Below are 21,874 nucleotides of genomic sequence, written 5' to 3' on the forward strand. Positions count from 1 at the left end.
ATCCTCCTTGGATGGCCTGCTCCTTCTTGGACGGCCTGCCGCCGGATGCTACCGGAGGGTAGATCACGACCCGTCACCCACCCCGGCCCCATCGGTCCCCCTGTGCGCCGCGGCCATGTGTTCCCGGCGTATGGCCGAACGAGCGGCGAAAGACGTCGATGAAGGCGCTGGCGGAGGCCCAGCCGCAGCGATGGGCGACGGTCGTGACGGGTGTGTCCTCGGCGAGCAGGCGCAGCGCGTGGTACAGGCGGGACTGGGTGCGCCACTGCGGGAAGGTCATCCCGAACTCGCGGCGGAACAGCCTGCTGAGGGTCCGCTCCCCCACCCCGGTCGCGGCGCCGAGGGCGGCGAGGGAGCGTGAGTCCGCGGGGTCGGTGTGGACGAGCGCGCAGACCGCGGCCAGGCGTGGATCCGTGGGCGTGGGCAGCCGCAACGGCTGCTGGGGCGAGGCGCGCAACTGGTCGCGCAGGACGGCGAGCAGACGGTGGCGCTCGGGACTGTCGTCGGCGGGATCCCGGGTGTAGGCGAGGATCAGCTCGCGCAGCAGTGGGCTGACGGCGAGGACGGTGGGAGCGTCAAGGCCGAGCGGGTTGTCGTCGGCGGGCAGGCCGACCAGGTGCAGGTCGAGGTGGCCGTGGGCGCGATGGGCGTGCACGGTGCCGGCGGGGACCCAGATGGCGCGGTTGCCGGGCGCGAACCAGGTGCCGGCGTCGGTGGTGACGGCGAGGACGCCGGAGCCGGCATAGACGATCTGGTGATCGTCGTGCCGGTGCGCGTCGATACGCTCCCCGGCGGCCAGGGCCTTGGCACGGGTCGGCGCGGTCGGGGTGTGGCGGATGTTCGACACACTTCGGCAGATTATCGGAAGCGGGCCAGATGCGGTGGCCGTGACGATCGCAGGGTGTCCGAGAAACGCAATCGAGCCATCACGCTGTTGTCCCTGGGCCATGCCTGTGTCGACGTGTACCAGGGCGCCGTCGCCGCGCTTGTCCCCTACTTCGTCGCCGAGCGCGCGTACAGCTACGCCGCCGCCTCGGGTGTCGTACTCGCCGCATCCCTGTTGTCGTCGGTGGTCCAGCCGCTGTTCGGGGCGCTCACCGACCGCTGGGCGATGCCGTGGCTGCTGCCGCTCAGCGCGCTGACGGGTGGTGTCGGGGTGGCGCTGAGCGGGGTGACGGATTCCTACGCGCTCACGCTGGCGGTGGTGGCCGTGTCCGGGATCGGTGTCGCCGCGTACCACCCGGAGGCCGCCCGCGCGGCCCGCGACGCCGCGTACGGCAGTCATACGGCGATGGGCTGGTTCTCCCTCGGCGGCAACGTCGGTTTCGCACTCGCGCCGCTGCTGGTGGCGGCGGTGATCGCGACCGGAGGTCTGGGCGCCTCTCCGCTGCTGGTCGTGCCCGCGGTGGTGGGGGCGGCCCTGTGCGCGGCAGCGGTGCGCTCGGCCGGCCGCCGCGACGGGGGCGGCGGCCTGGGAGCGAGCACCGGCTCCGACGACTGGCCGTCGTTCCTGCGGCTGTCCGGTGCCATCGTCTGCCGGTCGATCGTGTTCGTCGGTCTGAGCGCGTTCGTCTCGCTGTACGTCCGGCAGCGGACCGGCGAGGGGGACGTGGCGGGCACGGTCGCGCTGTGCGTGCTCTACGCGGGCGGCGCGGTGGGCACCGTGGCCGGGGGACGGCTCGCCGACCGGTACGGACGGCTGGCCGTCGTACGCCATGCGTATGTGCTGACGGTGTTCGCGGTGGCCGGTGTGGTCCTCGTGCCCGGGCAGGCGGTGTATCTGTTCGTCGCCCTGACGTCGGCCGGTCTGTACGTGCCGTTCTCGCTGCACGTCACCCTCGGCCAGGACTATCTGCCCCGGCGGGTGGGGACCGCGAGCGGTGTGACGCTGGGGCTGACCGTGAGCGCGGGAGGGCCGGCCGCCCCGGCCATCGGTGCGCTGGCGGACGCCACCTCGCTTCGGACGGCGCTCGCCACTCTGATCGTGCTGCCGGCGCTGGGCCGGCTGCTGCTGTGCGGACTGCGGGAGCCGGCCGTACCCGGGCGGGCGGCCCCGGCGTCCGGGCCGTCCGGGCGTCGCCCTCGCGCGACATCGGCGTGAGTCGCGCGAGGGGATCCGTCAGGCGGTTGCGGCCGGTGCCGTCGGCTGCGGCTCGCTGTCCTCGTCGATGGCGTGGGCGAGGAAGTCGTCGACCATGCGGTGGAAGAGGGCGGCCAGCCGGCCCAGTTCCTCGGGCGTCCAGTCGGCCAGGGCGAGCTGCATCCCGCGGGCGCCGGCGTCGCGAACCCGGGCGATGGCCTGCCGGCCGGCCTCGGTGAGTTCGATGCGCTGGGCGCGGCGGTCCCGCGGGTCGGGGACGCGCGTGACGTACCCCGACTTCTGCAGCTGCTGCACCGTGCGCGTGACGTGCGAGGCCTCCACACCGAGCCGGTTGGCCAGCTCCCCGGGCCGCAGCGACTCCGAGTCTGCGACCTGGCGCAGCAGCGCCACGGCGGCCCGGTCCAGCGGCACCCCGGCCAGGGCCATCAGCCGCTCGTGCTGCCTGGCCCGCGTACTCAGGTACGTGATCCGGGTGAGCGCACGCTCTATCTCGACCACTTCCGGGGACGCGGGTGTGTCGGGCAGTTCGGGAAGCGGTGGTGTGGACATGCTGGCCACTTTACCGTCTCGTTGCGTAACTCAACTAATTTGCCGGGGCGCCGATTCCCACCGCTTCCCGCCATCCCGCCCGGATCGCGATGGCCTGTCGCCACTGCCGGATCGCCTTGGGCGGCATGCCCACCGCCAGGGCACCGGTCAGCCGGTCGCCGGTGCGGTAGGCGGCCACGAACTTCCGCTCGGCCAGGTCGCCCTCGACCACGGCGACCTCGTCGTGGCCGCGCAGATACCCGTATGCCTGGACCTTCATGTCGTACTGGTCGGACCAGAAGTACGGCACCGGCGCGAACGGCTTGCGCGCCTCGGGATTGAGCAGGTTACGGGCGGCCGCCATGCCCTGCTCGGCGGCGTTGGTGCGGTGCTCGATCCGCATCGACTGCCCGAACAGCGGGTTGTACCAGCGGGCGACGTCACCGGCCGCGTACACGTTCCGCGCGGCCTGGCAGTACTCGTCGCACACCACGCCGTCGCCCACGGCCGGCCCGCTGCCGGCCAGCCATTCGGTGTTGGGCACCGAGCCGACCGCGACCAACACCTCGTCGGCCTCGACCAGTTCACCGTCGGCCAGGCGTACGCCGCGGGAGGTCACCTCGGCCACGGTCACCCCGCAGCGCAGGTTCACGCCCCGCTCCAGATGGGCGCCGGTGAGCACCTCGCCGACCTCCGTGCCGACGGCGTGGGCCAGCGGTACGGGGGCGGGTTCGAGGAGCGTCACCTCGCAGCCGAGGCGCCAGGCGACGGCGGCTGCCTCGGCCCCGAGGAACCCGGCGCCGACCACTACCAGTCGTCGGCCCGGTGTCAGCCGGTCCCGCAGCCGCACCGCGTCATCCAGGGTGCGCAGCACATGCCCGCCCTCCCCGGGCAGCCGTCGCGGCCGGACGCCGGTGGCCACGATCAGCGCGTCGTACGGCACCGCCGCCCCGTCGGCCAACCGCACCGTGCGCTCGGTGAGTTCGAGGCCGGTGGCGGCCACGCCGAGGCGCAGGTCGAGGTCGAGTCCGGCCAGGTCGTCCGGGGTGCGCAGGGCCAGCCGCTCGGGCTCCCACTCGGCGGCCAGCAGCTGCTTGGACAGGGGCGGGCGGTCGTAGGGGGCGAGGGGTTCGTCGCCCACGAGGGTGAGGGTGCCGTCGTAGCCCTCGCGGCGGAGCGTCTCGGCCGCCGCGAGTCCGGCGGCCGAGGCACCCACGACGACGATGCGCCTCACTGACCGACCAGCCGGATCGCGGCGGCCGGGCAGACCGCGACGGCTTCCCTGACGTCGTCGAGTCGGTCCTCGCCGACCTGCTCGTCCAGCAGGATCGCGATGCCGTCGTCGTCCTGGTCGAACACGTCCGTCGCGGCGAGCACGCACTGTCCGGACGCGACGCACTTGTCGGCTTCCAGCTCCACCTTCACGGTCGGTTTCCCTTCTTCGGACACGGGTGTTGTCGGGGTGGGGGTGTCACCAGGACACGGGCAGTTCGTGGACGCCGTAGATGAACGCGTCGGTCTTGAAGCGGACGTCTTCCAGCGCGCCCGCGAGCTTCAGCGTGGGAATGCGCTTGTAGAGGGTGCCGTAGACGACCTGGAGCTCCATGCGGGCCAGCGGCTGGCCCAGGCACTGGTGGACGCCGAAGCCGAAGGCGACGTGGCGGCGGGCGTCGCGGGTGAGGTCGAGGCGGTCGGGGTCGGCGAACACCTCGGGGTCGCGGTTGCCGATCTCGTTGACCATGATGACGCCTTCGCCGGCCTTGATGACCTGGCCGCCGATCTCGATGTCCCCGGTCACCGCCCGGCGCCGGCCCAGGTGGGTGATGTGCAGGTAGCGCAGCAGTTCCTCGACGGCGCCGGCGACGAACTTCGGGTCGTCGGTCTCGCGCAGCAGCTTGAGCTGGTCGGGGTGCTGCAGCAGGGCCAGGGTGCCGAGCGCGATCATGTTGGCGGTGGTCTCGTGGCCCGCGATCAGCAGGAGCAGGGCCATCTCGGTGGCCTGCTGGTGGGTGAGTTCGCCGGCCGTGATGCGGGCGGCGATGGCGGAGAGCAGGTCGTCCTTCGGCTCGGTGAGCCGCTTGCCGAGGAGTCCGGCGAGGTAGCCCGCGACCTCCCGGCTCGCCGCGCCCCGCTCCTCGGGCGTGGCGGTCGTTCGGACCATGGTCTTGGTGTTCTCCTGGAAGAACTCGTGCTCCTCGTAGGGCACGCCGAGCAGTTCGCAGATGACCAGCGAGGGGATCGGCAGGGCGAACACGTCCACCAGGTCCACCGGGCCGGAACCGGCCAGCATGTCGTCGATCAGGCCGTCCACGATGCGCTGCACGGCGGGCCGCAGCGCTCCGATCTTCTTGACGGCGAACGGCGCCGTCACCATCCGGCGCAGCCGGGCGTGTTCGGGGTCGTCCATCATGATGAAGCTGAGCTTGCCCTCGCCCGCCTCGGGGCCGGCCTTGGTCGGGTAGCCGGGCCGGTCGGTGTCGGCGCTGACGCGCGGGTCGCCCAGCAGGGCGCGCTGCTCGGCGTAGCGGGTCACCAGCCAGGGCTCGCTGCCGTCCCACAGGCGGACCCTGGTGAGCGGTCCCTTTTCCTGCAGTTGCTTGAGCGCGGGCGGCGGGTCGAACGGGCAGCGGGACTGCCGGGGCATCGGGAACTCGGGGGCGGCGTCCGGCGCTTCGGGCGCGGTGCCGGCCGGCATGTCGGCCATGGCTCTCCTCGGAGGTGGGGGGATCGACCTCGATGAGCACATGCAAACAGAGGGGCCTGACGCCTTCCGGTCAGCTTCCTGACAGGAGGCTGACATGACCCAGATCACATCGCTGCACTTAACTTGCCTTTACGGAGGGCGGGTTGGGAGATCGGTCGGCGGCCGGCGAGAAGGCGTCCCCATGGCGAAGGGCGCCGCCGGGGAGTCCCCGGTGGCGCCCTTGTTTGCTGTGCTGTGGGTCAGGGGTCGGCGTCGGCGCGGCCCAGCCAGTAGCCGAAGCCCCGGCGCGTGTGGATCAGCGTCGGGGTGTCGCGGTCGACCTTGCGGCGCAGCCGGGAGACGAGTTGCTCGATCGCGTTGCCGTCGCGGTGGCCGCCCCAGACGTAGCTGCCGATCTGTTCCTTGGACAGCACCCGGTGCGCGTTGACCAGGAGATGGCGCAGCAGCCGGTACTCCGCGGGCGTGAGGCTCAGCACCCGCGCCCCGCGCGTCGCCCGGCACGCGGTGTCGTCCAGCGCGAGGTCGCCGTACTGGAGGGGATTGCCCCGGGGCGGGCCGGGGCGATTGCCGCGGAGCAGCACCTGGATCCTGGCGAGGACCTCGGCCACCCGGAACGGCTTGGTGACGTAGTCCCGCTCCCCCAGGCCGAGTTCGGGCACGAGCCGGTGCAGCGCGTCGTACTCGGTGAGCAGGAGGACGGGCGGGCGGTGCGGGAGCACGGGGCGGCGCTCGGGGCCGAAGTCGGCCATGTCCGGCAGGGTGGTGTCGAAGACGACCAGGTCGAAGTGCTGGTCCACGACCCGCTCCAGCGCGTCGGCGCCGGTGCCGCTGAGGCTGGTCCGGTAGCCCGCCAACTCCAGGGTGGTCGAGAGGAGTTCGGCGAGATCGGGTTCACCGGCGACGATCAGGAGATGCTGGCCGGCGCCGCGGGCGAGGGCACCGCGTTCGGGGGCAGGGCTTTCACGGGTGGCGCGGTCCGGGGGCGGGACCGGGTGCCGGGTGCTCATGACGCGCCCCGTCCGGCGCCGCCGCGGGCCTTGACCGGGGGTCGATGTCACGGTCGTACTCCTTGCACGGGGCATCAGTGGCCCGCGGTGACGGGTGCCAGCCACATGCCCACGACGGCGTCGGCGAGGCCCGTGGCGGCGTCGCCCCAGGTGGACCGTGGGGTGGGGGTGTGCTCGGCGAGGGCGCGTTCGCGCTCGGCGGCCACATGGACGATGAGATGGCGGACCATCTCGCCGCGTTCGGCGCGGACCTCGGCCGGAAGGTCGGGCAGGCACCGGTTCAGGCCCTCGATGATCTTCTGCAGGGACGGGGAGGTGAGGGCCTCCTCGACCATGATCCGGTGCAGGGCCGGGTCGGAGACGACCTGGGCACAGAACCGCGCGTACCAGGTGGGGCTGCCGAGTGCGGCGAGGTGCTCCAGAGCCGGGCGGACCAGGCAGTCCACCCAGCCGCGCACGTCGTCGGGGTCCGCCAGGCCGGCGACCAGACGGACGCGGATCTCCTCGATGCGCGTGGCGTGCCTGCGAACGATGGCGCGGACCAGGTCGGTCTTGGTGCCGAAGTGGTAGCCGACCGCGGTGTTGTTGCCCTGTCCCGCGGCCTCGCTGACCTGACGGTTGGACACCGCGTACACGCCATGCTCGGCGAAGAGCCGCTCGGCCGCGGTCAGGAGCAGTTCCCGGGTCGCGTTGACCTGCTCCGCCCGCAGAGTCCTGCCTGCCATGATCACCACCGCACCGGGACTTCACCGATCACCGCGACGGCCAGTCCCTTCGAACCGTCGCGGCTCCTCACCCCTACAATCTAAGTCACCTGATTGAAAGAAAGGGTGAGCATGGTGGAGCGGGCTGCACCTGCGCCACGGGTGTCCGCACCCCCGCGCGCGGCCCCCGGTCGCCTGGCGTGACAGGCATGCGGGCGACGGTGCGGCAGGCCGGGCGTGCGACGGGCCATCTGCTCGTGGCCGCCGCGATGGCCTTCGCAATGTATCTCTTCATCACCGTGCTGCTGATCACCGCCGTCGGGACGGTCGTGGTGATCGGCGCCTGGCTGCTGCCCGAGACGGTGCTGCTCCTGCGGCGGATCGCCGGGGCCAAGCGCCGGCTGACCACCGCCTGGACGGGGCGGGAGATCCCCGAGGCGTACCGGACCATCGAGGGGCCGCTGACCGGGCGGCTGCGCACGGCGGTGCGCGATCCCGGCACGCTCACCGATCTGCGCTGGATGGCCGCCTACTACGTGTACGGCGCACTGCTGATCGTCGCCCTGCCGCTGTGGCCGGTCGGGCTCGTCGTCGACGGCGTGGGGTGCGGGCTGCTGCGTCGGCGGGCCGTGGTCCTGCCGTGGATCGTGCGCCTGGCGGACCTGGAGGCCGGCTGGTCGACCGCGCTGCTCAGGCCGTCCCCGAAGGCACAGCTCGCCGCACGGGTCGAGCAGCTCAGCGCGACACGGGCCGACGCGATCGCCGCGCACGGCGCCGAACTGCGCCGTATCGAACGCGACCTGCACGACGGCGCGCAGGCCCGGCTGGTGTCGCTGTCCATGCGGATCGGGCTCGCCAAGCGCGCCTACGACCGTGATCCGGACGCCGCGCGGGGGCTGCTGGACGACGCCCAGGAGCAGGCCGAGCAGGCGCTGTCGGAGCTGCGGCAGGTGGTGCGCGGCATCCATCCGCCGATCCTGACCGACCGCGGCCTGGTGGGTGCCGTGCGCGCGCTGGCCGCCGGCAGCGGGCTGCGGGTGGCCGTGGAGGTGGCGGGGCTGGAGGACGACGGGCCGAGGGCTCCCGCGGCCGTGGAGACGGCCGCCTACTTCGTGGTGGCGGAGGCGCTCACCAACGTCGCCAAGCACAGCGGCGTCTCCGAGGCCGCCGTCCGCATCGCCCGTGTGCGGCGCGGACTGCGGGTCGAGGTGGCCGACGCAGGGCACGGCGGGGCGGACGAGTCGGAGGGTTCGGGGCTGCTCGGGATGCGGCGGCGGGTCGCGGCGCTCGACGGGACGGTGCGGATGTCGAGCCCGGTGGGCGGGCCGACGGCGGTCGAGGTGGAGCTGCCGTGCGTGTGGTGAGGACGAGCCCCGCTCCCCCTCGGGGATGACCTGGCCCGCGGCACGTACTGCGAACCGAGTAGCGGTGAATGTCGGCGGACGCACGACGACATACCTGGCTGTTCCCTGGAAGCTGTACCCGACCGCTCCGGAACCGGAAGAACCCCGCACATGACCATCCGCGTACTGCTCGCCGACGACCAGGCCCTGCTGCGGGCCACGTTCCGGATCCTGATCGACTCCTGCCCGGACATGGAGGTGGTCGGCGAGGCCACCGACGGTGCCGAGGCCGTCGACCTCGCCCGGGCGCACCGCCCCGACCTGGTCCTGATGGACATCCGCATGCCCGGCGCCGACGGGCTGGCCGCCACCTCCGCGATCTGCGCCGACCCGGACCTCACGGCGGTGCGGGTGCTGATCCTCACCACGTTCGAGATCGACGAGTACGTCGCCCGGGCGCTGCGGGCCGGGGCGAGCGGCTTTCTCGGCAAGGACGTCACCGCGGACGTGCTGCTCGACGGCATCCGGACCGTGGCCGCCGGCGAGTCCCTGCTCTCCCCCACCGCGACCCGCACGCTGATCACCCGGTTCCTGGCCTCTCCCGCCGAGAGCTCGCAGTCGGCCTCGCCCGAGGACCTCGCCGCGCTCACCGCCCGCGAACGCGAGGTCATGGCCCGGGTCGCCGAGGGCCACTCCAACGAGGAGATCGCGGAGAAGCTCTTCGTCAGCCCGCTGACCGTGCGCACCCACGTGCACCGCGCCATGACGAAGCTGGGCGCCCGGGACCGCGCCCAACTCGTGGTGATGGCCTATCAGTCGGGTCTGGTGCGGGCCGTACCGCCGAACGGGGACGGCTGACGGCGCTGCCGTCGTCCGGGGGACGTGCGCCACGGCCGCCGTTCAGGGGAAAACGGCGGCGAGGGTGCGTGGCGGCGGGCGGGGCCGTCGAAGACTGACCCGTGAGCCTGCCGCTGATCCCTCCCATGCTCGCCAGGTCCGGCGCCCTGCCGCCCGCCGCTCAGGACGCCCGCTGGGCGTACGAGACCAAGCAGGACGGCCAGCGCGCGGTCGTCTACCTGGAGGGGGACGGCGGCCTGCTGCTGCGCGCCCGTTCCGGCGAGGACATCACGGCCGCCTACCCCGAACTGCGGCCGCTGGGCGGCGCGCTGGGCGCCACCTCCGCGGTTCTGGACGGGGAGATCCTGGCGCTGGACGAACAGGGGCACGCCGACTTCCAGTTGCTGCAGTCCCGGATGGGGCTGGCACACGCGCCCGAGCGGGCCGCCCGGCTGGCGGCCCGTACGCCCGTCCATCTGGTGCTGTTCGACGTGATGCATCTGGCGGGCCAGTCCCTCGTCACGCTGCCCTACACCCGGCGCCGCGGGCGCCTTGAGGAGCTGGGCCTCGACGGGCCGTTCTGGTCGACGCCGGCCGCGCTGGTCGGACACGGCGCCGAAGCCCTGCGGGCCACCCGTGAGCACGGGCTGGAGGGGCTGGTGTGCAAGCGGCTGGACTCGGTGTACGAGCCCGGGGTGCGCTCCCGCGCCTGGATCAAGATCCGCAACATGCGGACCGAGGACGTCGTCGTCGGGGGCTGGCTGCCCGGCAAGGGACGGCTCACCGGCCTCCCGGGCTCGGTGCTGGTCGGACAGCGCGCGGGCGGTCGGCTGCGGTACGTCGGCAATGTGGGCACCGGCTGGAGCGAGGCGGAGCGGACGCAACTGGCGGAACTACTCCGGGCGTCGGAAACCGACGCCTGCCCCTTCGATCCCGCCCCGCGGGTGACGGGCGCGCACTGGGTGCTGCCCCGGCTGGTCGGCGAGGTCCGCTACAGCGTGCGCACCCGTTCCGGGCTGTTGCGCCAGCCGTCCTGGCTGCGGCTGCGGCCCGACCTCACACCGCAGGAGTCGGCGGCCCACCTCCCGGACGAGAGCGCCTGACACACAGCTTTCCTCCCTGCTTTCCGCTCACTGTTGCGCTGATCGTTACCGCCGGTACCCCCGTGGCTCTTGGCACGGAAGTGAAAAGCCAGGATCCTGAACTGCCTTTCCCCCCACAACCGTTGGGCTGCGCCCGATTTCCCCCGAGGAGACGCAGTGTCTTCAGAGACGTCCCGTACGCACCGCAAGCGCTGGATCACCGGTGCGGCCGGTGCCGCCGCGCTCGTCATAGCCTTCCCCAGCACCGCCTTCGCCGCTCCGCCCAAGGCGCTGCCCGCCAACGCCGAGGCGGCCGAGCAGACGTACCAGCCCGCCTTCGACTACGACACGGACGGCTGCTACTCCACGCCCGCCATCGGCCCCGACGGCACCGTCAACGGCGGCCTGAACCCCACCGGTTCACTCAGCGGCGACTGCCGTGACGCCTCGGATCTGGACAACACCAACGGCTACTCGCGCTACAAGTGCAACAACGGCTGGTGCGCCTACATGTACGGCCTGTACTTCGAGAAGGACCAGGCGGTGGCGGGCAGCAGCATCGGCGGGCACCGGCACGACTGGGAGCACGTCGTGGTGTGGGTGCAGAACAACGCGGTGCAGTACGTGTCGACGTCCAACCACGGCTCGTTCACGATCAGCCCGGCGTCCTCGGTGCGCTTCGACGGCACCCACGCGAAGATCGTCTACCACAAGGACGGCATCAGCACGCACTGCTTCCGGCCGGCCAACTCGAACGACGAGCCGCCGGAGAACCACAAGGGGACCTGGCAGTACCCGCCGCTGGTCGGCTGGAACGGCTACCCGTCGGGCGTGCGCGACAAGCTGGTCGCGTACAACTTCGGCAGCGCCAACTTCGGCCTGAAGGACGGCAACTTCACGAACCACCTGGCGTCGGCGAAGCCGTCCGGTATCGCGTTCGACCCGAACGCCTGATCCCGCGGGCGGTCGCCACCGAGAACGGTCAGACGGCCTCCGGGCCGACGCCCCGGTCCAGGAGGGCGTCGCCCAGGGCCGTTCGTCCGTACAGCACGTAGTGGCCCTGCCGCCGGGACACCAGCAGGCCCGCCTCCCGCAGGACGGAGAGGTGGGCCGACACGGTGGAGGGGGCCAGAGCGTGACGGCGGGCGAGGTCCGTCGTCGAGGACGGGGTCGCAAGGCCCGCGAGGACGGTCGCGCGCTGGTGGCCGAGCAGCCGGGCGAGCGCCTCCGGCGGGCGTGGCACCGGCTCGGTGTGCAGACGGCCCATGCCCCGGGCGGGATAGATGACCGTCGGCTGCCAGGGCCGGGCGAAGCCGCTGACCACGTCCGGCCACACGAAAACGCTCGGCATGAGCAACACGCCCCTGCCGTCGGGGCGCTGGGCGTCCGGCACATCGACGTACCGGCGCAGGGTGAGGGTGTGGTCGGCCCAGTCGACGGCCGGGTGCAGGCCGGTCAGCAGCGCGTCGAGACCGCCGTCCGCCGCCTGCCGCGACCGGTGCGCGATGTCCGCCTCCAGCACGGCGCGGTGGCGCGGCCAGTCCGGGGCGAGCAGCGCGTGCCAGGCCAGTTCGGTGAGATCGGCGAGGCGCCGGACCGTGGCGGCCGGGTCGTCCAGCGCGCCACGCCCTCGGGGTGACTCGGCGAGGCCCGGCGTGCAGGCCAACGAGCGGGTCATCTCCGCGTGCGCCAGAGCGGGGTCGGTGGCGCGCATCCGGGCCAGCTCGTCCTCGAAGCAGGGGTACGGCTCCTCCGGGGGCGCGCCGAGGAAGTCCGGGGTGTAGCCGCCGGGCGGCGGCATGAACAGCCACAGCGATGCCAGGTCGAGGCCGGTGACCGTACTGCGCATTCGGCGCAGCCAGCTTCGGTGGTAGCCGTGCCGGGACGGACGGCGCAGCATGCGCAGCGCCTCGTGGGTCTGGCACAGCGGCGAGATCGCGAACCGGCAGCGCGTGAGGTCGTCGGTGCCGAGCGGCAGGGCCAGAGGCATGCGTCCCCCGTCGTGAGCGTCGATTCGTCCAGGACCGAATGAGTGGAGGCCTCGGCTGCCGACCAGCACGCTTGCTCCGACTCCCCCGGTCGGAAAGGCGGTTGGATGAGCAGCGTACGTCCACAACCCTGGCGGCGGGCCGCCGTCGTCGCGGCGCTGATGCTGGCGGCGTTCACCTTCAACACCACCGAGAACCTGCCGGTCGGCCTGCTCGCCCTCATGGCACAGGATCTGCGGGTCCCGCTCGCGGCCGTGGGCGCGCTGGTCACCGGGTACGGCCTGACCGTGGCCGTCGTGTCGCTGCCGCTCGCCCATGTCAGCCGTTCCGTGCCCCGCCGGTATCTGCTCGCGGGGCTGCTGGGACTGCTCGTCGTGGCCAGCTGGGTGTCGGCGCTGGGCGGGGTGACGTACGGGCTGCTGCTGGCGGCGCGGGTGGTGACGGCAGCGGCGCAGGCGTTGTTCTGGGCGGTGATGGGGCCGGTCGCGGTAGGTCTGTTCCCGCCCGAGCGCCGGGGGCGGATCATCGGGCTGCTGTCCGTCGGCGGTTCCCTGGCGACGGTGGCCGGGGTTCCGGCCGGGACCTGGCTGGGTGCGCACACCGACTGGCGGACACCCTTCGCCCTGCTCGGCGCCCTCGCGCTCGTCTGCCTCGTGGCCGTCGGCGCCCTGCTGCCCACGTCCCGCCCGCAGGACGGCCACTCCGCCTACGGTGCCGCGCCCGACCGGCGCCGGTTCCGCGTCGTGCTGGGCGTGACCGCCCTGTCGGTGACGGGTGTCTTCGCCGGGTTCACCTATGTCGTCGCCTTCCTCGACGAGGTGAGCGGGCTCGGCGGGGACGCGGTGAGCGCCGTGCTGTTCGCGTTCGGCGGGGCGGCACTGGCCGGGGTCACCGTGACCGGGCCTCTGCTCGACCGGTTCCCGCAGGCCACCCTGGCCGTGCCGGTGGCGACCCAGGCGGTGGCCCTGCTCGGCCTCTGGGCGGCGGGCCACGTCCCGGCGGCAAGCGTCGCGCTGATGATGCTGTTGGGCGCCTCGGTCGCGCCCGTCTTCATGGCGACGCAGAGCCAGGTGCTCCGGGTGGCGCCGGGCCGCACCGAGACCGCCCTCGCGGCCAACTCGGCCGCCTTCAACGTGGGCGTCGCCGCCGGCGCGCTGCTCGGGGGCCTGCTGCTGCCCTCGGTCGGGGTGCGCGGCACGTTCCTGGTCGGGGGGCTGCTGACGGTGGGGGCGCTCGCGGTGCTGGGCCTGCCGGGGCAGGTGGGCGTCGGGGACGGTGGCGGGGCGGCCGCCGAGGGCCATGGGGCGGCAGCGGGCCGCGGGGTGAAGGGGCGGGCCGCAAAAGGGCGGTACCGTACGGACGCGGGGTCGTGACGGTCTATCGTGTCCGCATGTCCGTCCCTGAACTGATCCGCATCGTCTCCCGCGACTCGCCGATGGCCCTCGCCCAAGTGGAGCGTGTGCGCGCCGAGTTGGCGGTCCTGCATCCCGGTGTGCGCACCGAGGTCGTGCCGGTGAAGACGACCGGCGACAAGTGGATGGGCGACCTGTCCAAGGTCGAGGGCAAGGGGGCGTTCACCAAGGAGGTCGACGCCGCTCTGCTGGCGGGCGAGGCCGATCTCGCCGTGCACTGCCTCAAGGACATCCCCGCCGACCGGCCACTGCCCGCGGGGACGACGTTCGCCGCGTTCCTGAAGCGGGACGACATCCGCGACGCCCTCATCCACCCGGGCGGGCTCACGCTGGACGAGCTGCCCGCCGGGACCCGGATCGGCACCTCCTCGGTGCGCCGGGTCGCCCAACTGGCCGCCACCCACCCGCAGCTGGAGTGCGTACCGTTCCGCGGAAACGCCAACCGGCGGCTGCAGAAGCTGGCGGACGGCGAGGCGGACGCGCTACTGCTGGCGGTGTCCGGCCTGGAGCGCATCGGCCGCGGTGATGTGATCAGCGAGGTCCTCTCCGCCGACGTGATGATGCCACCGATCGGCGCGGGCATCCTCGCGCTGCAGTGCCGGGAGGGCGACTCCCGGCTCATCGACGCGGTGAGCGGCCTCGGCGACCCGGACACCTATCGGGAGGCCACTGCCGAGCGCATGTTCCTGCATGTCCTGCAGGGGCACTGCAACAGCCCGATCGCCGGGTACGCGCGTGTGGACCGGGGCGGCGAGCTGTCGCTGCGGGCCTGTGTGTTCACGCCGGACGGCAAGACGCGGCTGAACGCGCACGAGTGGGCGGGCCGACTGGACCCGGCGACGCTCGGCACGTCGGTCGCCGTCGCGCTGCTGCGTCAGGGCGCCCGCGAGATCATCGACGGCATCCCGCACTGACCCACCCGGCCGTGCGGGCGCTGCCGCGTCGGGCGGCGCCGCCGGCCGGGACGCTCACCCGTCAGGCGGTGCCCTCTTCGGCCTGCTCGCGCAGGAAGTTGCTGACCTGGAGCGCGATGCCGTCGCGCAGGGTGGCGGCGTGGACGCCGGCCGGCTCCTGGAGGCCGAGTCCGCCGGTCCACAGCCGGCGGTCCGCCCACTCCTCCTCGACACGCAGCTGGATCTGCACGTCGACCTGGGTCAGGCTCGCCTCCGGGCCCGCGGCGTAGAGCACGGCGGTGGCCCGGCGCAGCGGGTAGACGTCGAAGCCCTCGATGAACTGCGAGTTGCGCCAGTCGATGAACGCGGCCTCGCCGTCGCGGCCGATCCGCACGTCGATCTGGCCGTCCTCCAGGTGGATGCCGAGATGCCGCTCGCCGCGGTTCTCGACGGTGACGCGGACCCTGAAGTACGTCAGCCCCTCGGCGGCCTCGTCCCGTCCGCGGGGCGGCTCGGCGGCTTCCAGGCAGTGGACGCGCAGACGCAGACCGGCATGCTCGTCGTACTCGTGCCAGTCCCCGACCACGTTCGGCTCGTACACAATCCACCTCTCGACCCAGAGAGCTGCTTCCTATCTTTGCGCTCAGGGCACTGTCAAATGAGCAGAATGCGCTGTGGCCAGCCCATTCGCCCTCTTGATCACCGATCAAGCCGTGGGCAGGAGGAATCCGCTTTCCGGTCCGGCGGGCGCATTCACCCACGTGCCGCACATCACGTTCCGGGCCAAGATCGACGAGCCGCCACCCCCGCGGCGAGGAGGCCGTGGCGATGCCGAGATCACCGGCAAACCCACAGTCACCCGGCAGCGACACGTAGTGGCATTCACGAATTGCGTTTCAGATGCCATTTAGGGGGGAATTCCCCACTATGTGCTTCGGACAGGAGGCACGTCCGTGGGAGCCGGCGCTTTCGGGCCCCTGGATGTCCTCCATGTGGTCCGAGTCCGCGCCTCCCATGGTGTCCGTCCAGCCGGCACCTGCCGAGGAGGTGCGCACGGATGAGTGCCACCACCAGAACGAAGCAGCACCCGCACGACGACGCCCCCGACACGATCGAGGCCTTCGAACGGCTCGTGGGACTGCCCGACGGTCCGGAGCGCAAGACCCTCAGAGACGAACTGGTTCAGGCGTGGCTGCCCATGGCCGAGCGGATCGCCGTCCGGTTCAAGGGCCGCGGCGAGTCCCTTGAGGACCTGTACCAGGTGGCCGCCCTGGGGCTCGTGAAGGCCGTCGACCACTACGACCCGGCCCGCGGCCACGCCTTCGAGGCGTACGCGGTGCCCACCATCACCGGCGAGATCAAGCGGCACTTCCGCGACCACATGTGGACGCTGCACGTGCCGCGCCGGGTCCAGGACCTGCGCAACCGGGTGCGGAGCTCCGCGAAGGAGCTGTCGCAGCTGACTCCGGGGCGGGCGCCCACCGTGTCCGAGATCGCCGATCACGCGCATCTGAGCGAGGGAGAGGTGCGCACCGGCATGGAGGCCCTGGAGTGCTTCTCCGCGCTGTCGCTGGAGGCGGAGATGCCCGGCACCGACGGCTACGCGCTGGGAGACGCGATAGGCGGCCCGGATCCGGCGTACGAGGTGATCGTCGACCGCGTGTCCGTCCAGCCGTGTCTGCAGCGGCTGCCGGAGCGCGAACGGACCATTCTCTACCTGCGCTTCTTCGGCGGTATGACCCAGAGTCGCATCGCCACGCAGCTCGGCATCTCACAGATGCATGTGTCCCGGCTGCTGAGCGGCTGCTTCGCCCATCTGCGAGAGGAACTGCTCGCCGAGGCCCGCTGAAAACCCAGGCTGGTGCGTCTACTCCTGCGGTGATCCCGGAATCTGCGTCGGACCGTACCGTTCGAGGGCCTCTTCGAGTTCGACGCGGATCTCGGCGGGCATTTCACCGTCCCGGCCCCAGATGAGAATCAGCTCCGCGACCTGGCGGAGCTTGATGTTCGTGTGCTGGGAGACGTCCTTCAGCACGGCCCACCCCTGGTGCGGCGCCACGCGGCCGAGAGCGACCACCATTCCGATGGCCTGGTCCACGACGGCGTGCGAGACGACCGCCGCCTTGAGCTGGTCGACCTCCTCCTCAAGTTCGAGGATCCGGTCGGTCTCGTTCCCGTCGGCGGGCTCGTTCGGTGTCGGTGCCACGTCTCCATAATCGTCTTTTTGCCAGTCGCAGGCCAGAGAAGCGGAGGCCGTTCCTCAGCTGTTTCGCCGCCCCGGCAGGGGTACTCGACAGGCCTACTCGACAGGCCCCGGAGGGCATCTCGCCGGACACTGGGAGAGCACCGGTGGCCGCCGGTCGGGCGAGACCAGGACGCGACTGACATGAACGATGTGAAGACCCCCAGGGGCACGGCCGAGGTCGTGTCCACCCACTCCGTGTTCGGCGCACCCTGCTGGGTGAGCCTGACCAGCCGCGACCTGGAGGCCACGCAGGCGTTCTACTCGGCCGTACTCGGCTGGCGCTGGCGGCCGGCCAAGCTGGGCGACCGGTTCCGGGTCGCGCTGGCGCAGAGCGTGCCGGTGGCCGGGATCGCCGCGGTCGCCTCGATGTGGCAGATGGCCGTGGCCTGGACGCCGTACTTCGCCGTGCCCAGCGCGGACGAGGCCGTGGCCCGGGTGCAGGAGCGCGGCGGCACCAGTGCCGTCGGGCCGCTGTCCCTGCCGCCGGGGCGGGCGGCGCTGCTCGCCGACCGGGACGGGGCGACGTTCGGCGTCTGGGAGGGGGAGCTCATCTCCAACTGGGAGACCTGGCGCCGTGCCGCACCGACGTTCATCCGGCTCCACACCCGCGACGCCTTCGACGCCGCCATGTTCTACGGCGAGGTCCTGGACTGGGCGACGGAGCGGCCGGGCTGCTGCGAGGTCCGCTACGAGGGCGGCGAGGTCGTGCTGCGCAGCGGCGGGGACGTGGTGGCGCGGATCGAGTCGGGGGCGCTGGAGGCCGCGCCCGATCCGACGATCCGGCCGCACTGGCAGGTGCACTTCGCGGTGCCCGACGTGGAAGGGTGCGCGCGGGCGGCGGAGCTGCACGGGGGGAGCGTGCTGTCGAAGGTCATTGACGAGGCCGTGCTGCGGGATCCGGACGGGGCACAGTTCACGGTGACCTTGCGACGTGATCGGTAGAAGCCGCGACTTCGGTGGAGGCCGCGGCTACGAGGTCGTGCGGGACGGTCTCGACAGGAGCACCAGGCTTCGGCGCTCGACCAGCACCCGGGTCGCCGCCTTGTGCTCCTGCTCGTCGGGCGGCCCCTGTGTCTCGGCCGTGTCGATCAGAGTCGTCCAGCGTTCGCCGTACGCGACGTCCGGCAGCAGGAACTCCACCGGCTCCCAGTAGGCGTTGAGAAGCAGAAGGAACGAGTCGTCCACGACCGGCCGCCCGCACCAGTCCGGCTCGGCGATGGCGTCGCCGTTGAGGAAGACCGCGAGGGAGTGGGCGTCGGGGCGGTGCCAGTCGTCGTCGGTCATTTCGTCGCCGTCCGGCTGCAGCCACACCAGGTCGGGCAGGGGTTGGTCGGGGTGGGTGGGGGTTTCGCCGCGGAAGAAGCGGCGGCGGCGCAGGACGGGGTGGGCGGCGCGCAGGGCGATGACGTAGCGGGTGAACTCCGCGAGGGCGCGCTGATCCTCGGTGAGGCGCCAGTCGATCCAGGAGAGGTCGTTGTCCTGGCAGTAGGCGTTGTTGTTGCCTCGCTGGGTGCGGCCGAGTTCGTCGCCGTGGCAGAGCATGGGGATGCCCTGGGACAGCAGCAGCGTCACCAGGAAGTTGCGCTGCTGTCGGGCGCGCAGTCGCAGGACCGCCGGGTCGCGGCTCTCGCCCTCGGCGCCGCAGTTCCAGGACCGGTTGTGGTTCTCGCCGTCGCGGTTGCCCTCGCCGTTGGCCTCGTTGCGCTTGTCGTTGTAGGCGACGAGGTCGCGCAGGGTGAACCCGTCGTGCGCGGTGACGAAGTTGACGCTGGCGCGCGGACGGCGCCGGCTGTGGGCGTACAGGTCGGCGGAGCCGGTCAGCCGGGAGGCGAACTCACCGAGCGAACCGGGTTCGGCGCGCCAGAAATCCCGTACGGCGTCCCGGTACTTGCCGTTCCACTCCGACCACAGCGGCGGGAAGTTGCCCACCTGGTACCCGCCCTCCCCCACGTCCCAGGGCTCGGCGATCAGCTTGACGCGGCTGATCACCGGGTCCTGCTGGATCAGGTCGAAGAACGCCGAGAGGCGGTCCACCTCGTGGAACTGGCGGGCGAGGGTGGCCGCGAGGTCGAAGCGGAAGCCGTCGACGTGCATCTCGGTCACCCAGTACCGCAGCGAGTCCATGATCAGCTGGAGCACGTAGGGGTGGCGCATCAGCAGGCTGTTGCCGGTGCCGGTGGTGTCGTAGTAGTGCGCCCAGTCGCCGTCCACGAGGCGGTAGTACGAGGCGTTGTCGATACCGCGGAAGGACAGGGTGGGGCCCCGCTCGTTGCCCTCGGCGGTGTGGTTGTAGACGACGTCGAGGATCACTTCGAGGCCGGCCGCGTGCAGCGCCTTCACCATGGCCTTGAACTCATCGACCTGTTCGCCGCGGGTGCCGTGGGCGGCGTAGGCGTTGTGCGGTGCGAAGAAACCGATCGTGTTGTAGCCCCAGTAGTTGGACAGACCTCGGTCGAGCAGTACGCCGTCCTGGACGTACTGGTGGACCGGCATCAGCTCGACGGCGGTCACCCCGAGGGACGTCAGATGCTCGACGACCGCGGGGTGCGCGAGCCCGGCATAGGTGCCACGCAGGTCCGGCGGGACGTCGGGGTGGGTGCGGGTGAGGCCGCGTACGTGCGCCTCGTAGATGACGGTGTCGGCGTACGGCAGCCTGGGGGGACGGTCCTCGCCCCAGTCGAAGTGCGGGTCGGTCACCACGCCGAGCATGGTGTGCCCGGCGCTGTCCGCCGGGGACGGGGCGCCCGGGGTGCGCTCGAACAGGGAGGCGTGGTTGTCGACCTGGCCGTCCACGGCCCGGCTGTACGGGTCGAGCAGCAACTTGGCCGGGTTGCACCGGTGGCCGAGGTCCGGGTCCCAGGGGCCGTGGACCCGGTAGCCGTAGCGCTGGCCCGGACCGATGCCGGGCAGATAGCCGTGCCAGACGAAGCCGTCGACCTCGGTGAGCGGCACCGGGGTGTGCCGGCCCTTGTCGTCGACGAGGACGAGTTCGACGCGGTCGGCGACCTCGCTGAACAGGGCGAAGTTCGTGCCCTGACCGTCGAAGGCCGCACCCAGCGGATAGGGGTGCCCGCTCCACGCGGGCACCCCTTTGCTCACTTCCTTGCGGCGCCGTCTCGCGGTCACCGGGCCTCCTCCAGGACTTCGTCCCGGGTGCCCACCGCGTCGGCCAGGGCCGTGACGGGCACCTCGCGGGGCACTCCGCGCGCCTCGCGCAGGCTGGGTGCGGGAGCCGCCGGCATGAGCGGGGCGCGCTCGCCGGCGCGGGCGCGCTGGGAGAACCAGATCACCTTGCTGCCGGTCCCGGTGGCACAGCAGCCCCAGCCGTCGCTCATCGCCGCGAGGTGTTGCAGGCAGGCGCGCAGTTCGTGGTCCGGGCGCAGGGCGCGGTCGTTGTCGCCGATGGCGGTGATGAGGTGCTGGCCGTTCCACCACATCTCGATCGAGGTGCTCTTGTCCGTCGCATGCTCGTCGATGGCCCGCAGCAGCATCTCCGTGCCGCGGCGGACGGGCTCGACAAGGGTCTCCAGGTCCCAGTACCGGAGGTGGGCGGCCAGAATTCGGCTGACCTGACCCACCCGTTCGGGGCTGACTTCCACATCGAGGTGGTAGTAGCAGGGCACTGCGGTCTTCACCGTCGTTACCTCCTCACCGCGAAAGCTCCCGCTCTCCTCGCCCCTGCGGGACGGGCCCCGAACACGGAGCGTGAGCACTGATCGCTTCTGAGTCACTCCAGGGTGAGTGCCGTACGCCATTCGTGCAACAGGAACGCGCGCCCGGGGTAGTTGAAGCTCCAACAGGACGCTGCGTCATCGACCATGCACCATGTGTGAAGACCTCGATGCCCGTAACGGAACCCGTGCGTGTGCGCGCACGGGTTCCGCCCGACGGTCGGGAGACGCGTCATCGAGCAGCCCGGAAGGTGAACGGCGCCATGCTGCTACCGGCCAAAGCCGAAGTCGCCCGGCAACTGCGGCGATACCGGGCCTGGGAACGCGCCATGCTCGCGGCCCCGGCCGACCACGCGGTGCGCGCCACGTTCGAGGACGCCGGCTACACGCTGTGCGTCCTGATGGGGAAGCGCTGCGCGCGCGAGGCCGTGGACGCGGCGGAGCGCTATCTGCGCATCACCCTGGCGGCCTACCTCCGGGAGCAGGACGAGCGGACCCGTACCCGCCCGGCGGCGCGGCGGGGTCCGCCGAGATCACGGCGGTGGCGTTTCCTCGCGGGGAGATAGCACGCGGACCGGCGCCTTCCGGCGCAGTTGGATCCCCGGCCGGGCCTGGTGCCCGGCCTTGAGCACGGTGGAGGTGAACCATGGGCAGGACCAAGAGCAGGGCCGGTGCAGGCACCGGGACCATCGGCCGCATCCCGGTACGCGATGTGCGGCCGGCCGTGGAGTGCGGCCGGCATCCGGCGAAGGCGGTTGCGGGAGAGACCTTCGAGGTCTCCGCCACCGTGTTCCGCGAGGGCCATGACGCCGTGGCCGCCAATGTCGTGCTGACCGATCCGGACGGCCGTCCCGGCCCCTGGACGCCCATGCACGAACTGGCTCCGGGCACCGACCGCTGGGGCGCCAAGGTGACACCGCCCTCGGTGGGCCGCTGGACGTTCCATGTGGAGGCCTGGAGCGATCCGGTCACGACCTGGCGGCATCACGCCCGGATCAAGATCCCGGCCGGGATCGACGTCGGGCTGGTCCTGGAGGAGGGCGGCGACCTGTACGAGCGTGCGGCCGCCGGAGTGCCCGACGACGCGGGGCGGGCGACGGTGATGGCCGCCGCGAACGCGTTGCGGGACGACTCGCTGCCGCCCGAGTCGCGGCTGGCGGCGGCCTTCGCGGCGAACGTGGACGCGGTGTTGGGGCGGTATCCGCTGCGGGACCTGGTCACCGCCTCCGAGCCGCTGCCCCTGCTGGTGGAGCGCGAACGCGCCCTGTACGGCTCCTGGTACGAGTTCTTCCCCCGCTCCGAGGGCACCCCCGAACACCCCCACGGCACCTTCACCACCGCCGCCCGCCGGCTGCCCGA

23 protein-coding genes are annotated in these 21,874 nt (G+C 72.1%); 11 read left to right on the forward strand and 12 right to left on the reverse strand.

The window, feature by feature from the left end:
- Positions 1–73: 73 nt before the first annotated feature.
- Positions 74–847: an AraC family transcriptional regulator gene (locus tag POF73_RS31745; protein WP_272122422.1), complete on the reverse strand. Its 774-nt coding sequence runs from the start codon at positions 845–847 to the stop codon at positions 74–76.
- Between the two features lie 54 nt (positions 848–901).
- Here POF73_RS31745 and POF73_RS31750 point away from each other — a divergent pair, with 54 nt between their 5' ends.
- The gene (locus POF73_RS31750; protein ID WP_272122425.1) at positions 902–2,101 is read left to right on the forward strand and encodes an MFS transporter; all 1,200 of its coding nucleotides are present in this window, start codon (positions 902–904) and stop codon (positions 2,099–2,101) included.
- Between the two features lie 18 nt (positions 2,102–2,119).
- Here POF73_RS31750 and POF73_RS31755 read toward each other — a convergent pair whose 3' ends face one another.
- The 6 genes from POF73_RS31755 to POF73_RS31780 all read right to left on the reverse strand — a co-directional run bounded on the left by POF73_RS31755 (position 2,120) and on the right by POF73_RS31780 (position 7,065).
- A complete protein-coding gene (locus POF73_RS31755; RefSeq protein WP_272122426.1) occupies positions 2,120–2,650 on the reverse strand; it encodes a MarR family winged helix-turn-helix transcriptional regulator in 531 nt (176 codons plus the stop codon).
- Positions 2,651–2,684: 34 nt separating this feature from the next.
- Positions 2,685–3,863 carry an NAD(P)/FAD-dependent oxidoreductase gene (locus tag POF73_RS31760; protein WP_272122428.1) on the reverse strand — a complete coding sequence of 393 codons (1,179 nt, stop codon included), beginning with the start codon at positions 3,861–3,863 and terminating at the stop codon, positions 2,685–2,687.
- The gene (locus POF73_RS31765) at positions 3,860–4,054 is read right to left on the reverse strand and encodes a ferredoxin (RefSeq protein ID WP_272122430.1); all 195 of its coding nucleotides are present in this window, start codon (positions 4,052–4,054) and stop codon (positions 3,860–3,862) included. The genes POF73_RS31760 and POF73_RS31765 overlap by 4 nt, the downstream gene beginning before the upstream one ends.
- 46 nt (positions 4,055–4,100) lie before the next feature.
- Positions 4,101–5,333 carry a cytochrome P450 gene (locus tag POF73_RS31770; protein ID WP_272122433.1) on the reverse strand — a complete coding sequence of 411 codons (1,233 nt, stop codon included), beginning with the start codon at positions 5,331–5,333 and terminating at the stop codon, positions 4,101–4,103.
- Between the two features lie 239 nt (positions 5,334–5,572).
- A complete protein-coding gene (locus tag POF73_RS31775) occupies positions 5,573–6,340 on the reverse strand; it encodes a response regulator transcription factor (RefSeq protein ID WP_272122435.1) in 768 nt (255 codons plus the stop codon).
- Between the two features lie 74 nt (positions 6,341–6,414).
- The gene (locus tag POF73_RS31780) at positions 6,415–7,065 is read right to left on the reverse strand and encodes a TetR/AcrR family transcriptional regulator (RefSeq protein ID WP_272122437.1); all 651 of its coding nucleotides are present in this window, start codon (positions 7,063–7,065) and stop codon (positions 6,415–6,417) included.
- A gap of 188 nt (positions 7,066–7,253) precedes the next feature.
- Between POF73_RS31780 and POF73_RS31785 the strand changes: the two genes are divergently transcribed.
- The 4 genes from POF73_RS31785 to POF73_RS31800 all read left to right on the forward strand — a co-directional run bounded on the left by POF73_RS31785 (position 7,254) and on the right by POF73_RS31800 (position 11,260).
- A complete protein-coding gene (locus POF73_RS31785; RefSeq protein ID WP_272122439.1) occupies positions 7,254–8,408 on the forward strand; it encodes a sensor histidine kinase in 1,155 nt (384 codons plus the stop codon).
- Positions 8,409–8,558: 150 nt separating this feature from the next.
- Entirely contained in the window at positions 8,559–9,245 is a 687-nt protein-coding gene (locus POF73_RS31790; RefSeq protein ID WP_272122441.1) for a response regulator, read from the forward strand.
- 101 nt (positions 9,246–9,346) lie between these two features.
- Positions 9,347–10,327 (forward strand): non-homologous end-joining DNA ligase, encoded by a 981-nt coding sequence (gene ligD / locus POF73_RS31795; protein WP_272122443.1) that lies wholly within the window; start codon positions 9,347–9,349, stop codon positions 10,325–10,327.
- A 156-nt stretch (positions 10,328–10,483) separates the two neighbouring features.
- Entirely contained in the window at positions 10,484–11,260 is a 777-nt protein-coding gene (locus POF73_RS31800) for an NPP1 family protein (protein ID WP_272122445.1), read from the forward strand.
- 28 nt (positions 11,261–11,288) lie between these two features.
- Here POF73_RS31800 and POF73_RS31805 read toward each other — a convergent pair whose 3' ends face one another.
- On the reverse strand, positions 11,289–12,296 hold the full coding sequence (locus POF73_RS31805) for an ArsR/SmtB family transcription factor (RefSeq protein ID WP_272122447.1): 1,008 nt from the start codon (positions 12,294–12,296) through the stop codon (positions 11,289–11,291).
- Positions 12,297–12,401: 105 nt separating this feature from the next.
- On the opposite strand from POF73_RS31805, the gene POF73_RS31810 reads away from it, so the two are divergent.
- On the forward strand, positions 12,402–13,667 hold the full coding sequence (locus POF73_RS31810; protein WP_272122449.1) for an MFS transporter: 1,266 nt from the start codon (positions 12,402–12,404) through the stop codon (positions 13,665–13,667).
- Positions 13,668–13,684: 17 nt separating this feature from the next.
- Positions 13,685–14,620, forward strand: coding sequence for a hydroxymethylbilane synthase (hemC, locus tag POF73_RS31815; protein ID WP_272122451.1), 936 nt, complete (start codon positions 13,685–13,687; stop codon positions 14,618–14,620).
- 61 nt (positions 14,621–14,681) lie between these two features.
- Here the strand turns inward: hemC and POF73_RS31820 are convergent, their stop codons facing one another.
- Complete coding sequence (locus POF73_RS31820; protein ID WP_272122453.1) at positions 14,682–15,200, reverse strand: hypothetical protein; 519 nt, start codon at positions 15,198–15,200, stop codon at positions 14,682–14,684.
- Between the two features lie 456 nt (positions 15,201–15,656).
- Between POF73_RS31820 and POF73_RS31825 the strand changes: the two genes are divergently transcribed.
- The gene (locus tag POF73_RS31825) at positions 15,657–16,448 is read left to right on the forward strand and encodes a SigB/SigF/SigG family RNA polymerase sigma factor (RefSeq protein WP_272122456.1); all 792 of its coding nucleotides are present in this window, start codon (positions 15,657–15,659) and stop codon (positions 16,446–16,448) included.
- A gap of 18 nt (positions 16,449–16,466) precedes the next feature.
- Here POF73_RS31825 and POF73_RS31830 read toward each other — a convergent pair whose 3' ends face one another.
- On the reverse strand, positions 16,467–16,805 hold the full coding sequence (locus POF73_RS31830) for an ANTAR domain-containing protein (RefSeq protein ID WP_272122458.1): 339 nt from the start codon (positions 16,803–16,805) through the stop codon (positions 16,467–16,469).
- A 180-nt stretch (positions 16,806–16,985) separates the two neighbouring features.
- On the opposite strand from POF73_RS31830, the gene POF73_RS31835 reads away from it, so the two are divergent.
- A complete protein-coding gene (locus tag POF73_RS31835) occupies positions 16,986–17,786 on the forward strand; it encodes a VOC family protein (protein WP_272122460.1) in 801 nt (266 codons plus the stop codon).
- Between the two features lie 27 nt (positions 17,787–17,813).
- Here the strand turns inward: POF73_RS31835 and glgX are convergent, their stop codons facing one another.
- Together glgX and POF73_RS31845 are read right to left on the reverse strand one after the other, a co-directional pair.
- Positions 17,814–19,970: a glycogen debranching protein GlgX gene (gene glgX / locus POF73_RS31840; protein ID WP_272122461.1), complete on the reverse strand. Its 2,157-nt coding sequence runs from the start codon at positions 19,968–19,970 to the stop codon at positions 17,814–17,816.
- Positions 19,967–20,479, reverse strand: a complete 513-nt coding sequence (locus POF73_RS31845) for a pep a2 (RefSeq protein WP_272122463.1) — start codon at positions 20,477–20,479, stop codon at positions 19,967–19,969. The genes glgX and POF73_RS31845 overlap by 4 nt, the downstream gene beginning before the upstream one ends.
- A gap of 299 nt (positions 20,480–20,778) precedes the next feature.
- Between POF73_RS31845 and POF73_RS31850 the strand changes: the two genes are divergently transcribed.
- Both POF73_RS31850 and POF73_RS31855 read left to right on the forward strand, forming a co-directional pair.
- Positions 20,779–21,081: a DUF5133 domain-containing protein gene (locus POF73_RS31850; RefSeq protein WP_272122465.1), complete on the forward strand. Its 303-nt coding sequence runs from the start codon at positions 20,779–20,781 to the stop codon at positions 21,079–21,081.
- A gap of 80 nt (positions 21,082–21,161) precedes the next feature.
- Positions 21,162–21,874, forward strand: a 713-nt coding sequence (locus POF73_RS31855; protein WP_272122467.1) for a maltotransferase domain-containing protein, incomplete at its 3' end; no start/stop codon positions are given.

It is taken from the genome of Streptomyces sp. HD (assembly GCF_028369295.1).
Classification (GTDB): Bacteria; Actinomycetota; Actinomycetes; order Streptomycetales; family Streptomycetaceae; genus Streptomyces.

What these genes read in the sequence shown, in the direction of transcription:
- POF73_RS31780 (WP_272122437.1), bottom strand. Translation starts at nt 7,065, where the DNA reads ATGGCAGGCAGGACTCTGCGGGCGGAGCAGGTCAACGCGACCCGGGAA.
- POF73_RS31835 (WP_272122460.1), top strand. Translation starts at nt 16,986, where the DNA reads ATGAACGATGTGAAGACCCCCAGGGGCACGGCCGAGGTCGTGTCCACC.
- POF73_RS31810 (WP_272122449.1), top strand. Translation starts at nt 12,402, where the DNA reads ATGAGCAGCGTACGTCCACAACCCTGGCGGCGGGCCGCCGTCGTCGCG.
- hemC (WP_272122451.1), top strand. Translation starts at nt 13,685, where the DNA reads ATGTCCGTCCCTGAACTGATCCGCATCGTCTCCCGCGACTCGCCGATG.
- POF73_RS31755 (WP_272122426.1), bottom strand. Translation starts at nt 2,650, where the DNA reads ATGTCCACACCACCGCTTCCCGAACTGCCCGACACACCCGCGTCCCCG.
- POF73_RS31805 (WP_272122447.1), bottom strand. Translation starts at nt 12,296, where the DNA reads ATGCCTCTGGCCCTGCCGCTCGGCACCGACGACCTCACGCGCTGCCGG.
- POF73_RS31770 (WP_272122433.1), bottom strand. Translation starts at nt 5,333, where the DNA reads ATGGCCGACATGCCGGCCGGCACCGCGCCCGAAGCGCCGGACGCCGCC.
- POF73_RS31785 (WP_272122439.1), top strand. Translation starts at nt 7,254, where the DNA reads ATGCGGGCGACGGTGCGGCAGGCCGGGCGTGCGACGGGCCATCTGCTC.
- POF73_RS31790 (WP_272122441.1), top strand. Translation starts at nt 8,559, where the DNA reads ATGACCATCCGCGTACTGCTCGCCGACGACCAGGCCCTGCTGCGGGCC.
- POF73_RS31850 (WP_272122465.1), top strand. Translation starts at nt 20,779, where the DNA reads ATGCTGCTACCGGCCAAAGCCGAAGTCGCCCGGCAACTGCGGCGATAC.
- POF73_RS31775 (WP_272122435.1), bottom strand. Translation starts at nt 6,340, where the DNA reads ATGAGCACCCGGCACCCGGTCCCGCCCCCGGACCGCGCCACCCGTGAA.
- POF73_RS31825 (WP_272122456.1), top strand. Translation starts at nt 15,657, where the DNA reads ATGAGTGCCACCACCAGAACGAAGCAGCACCCGCACGACGACGCCCCC.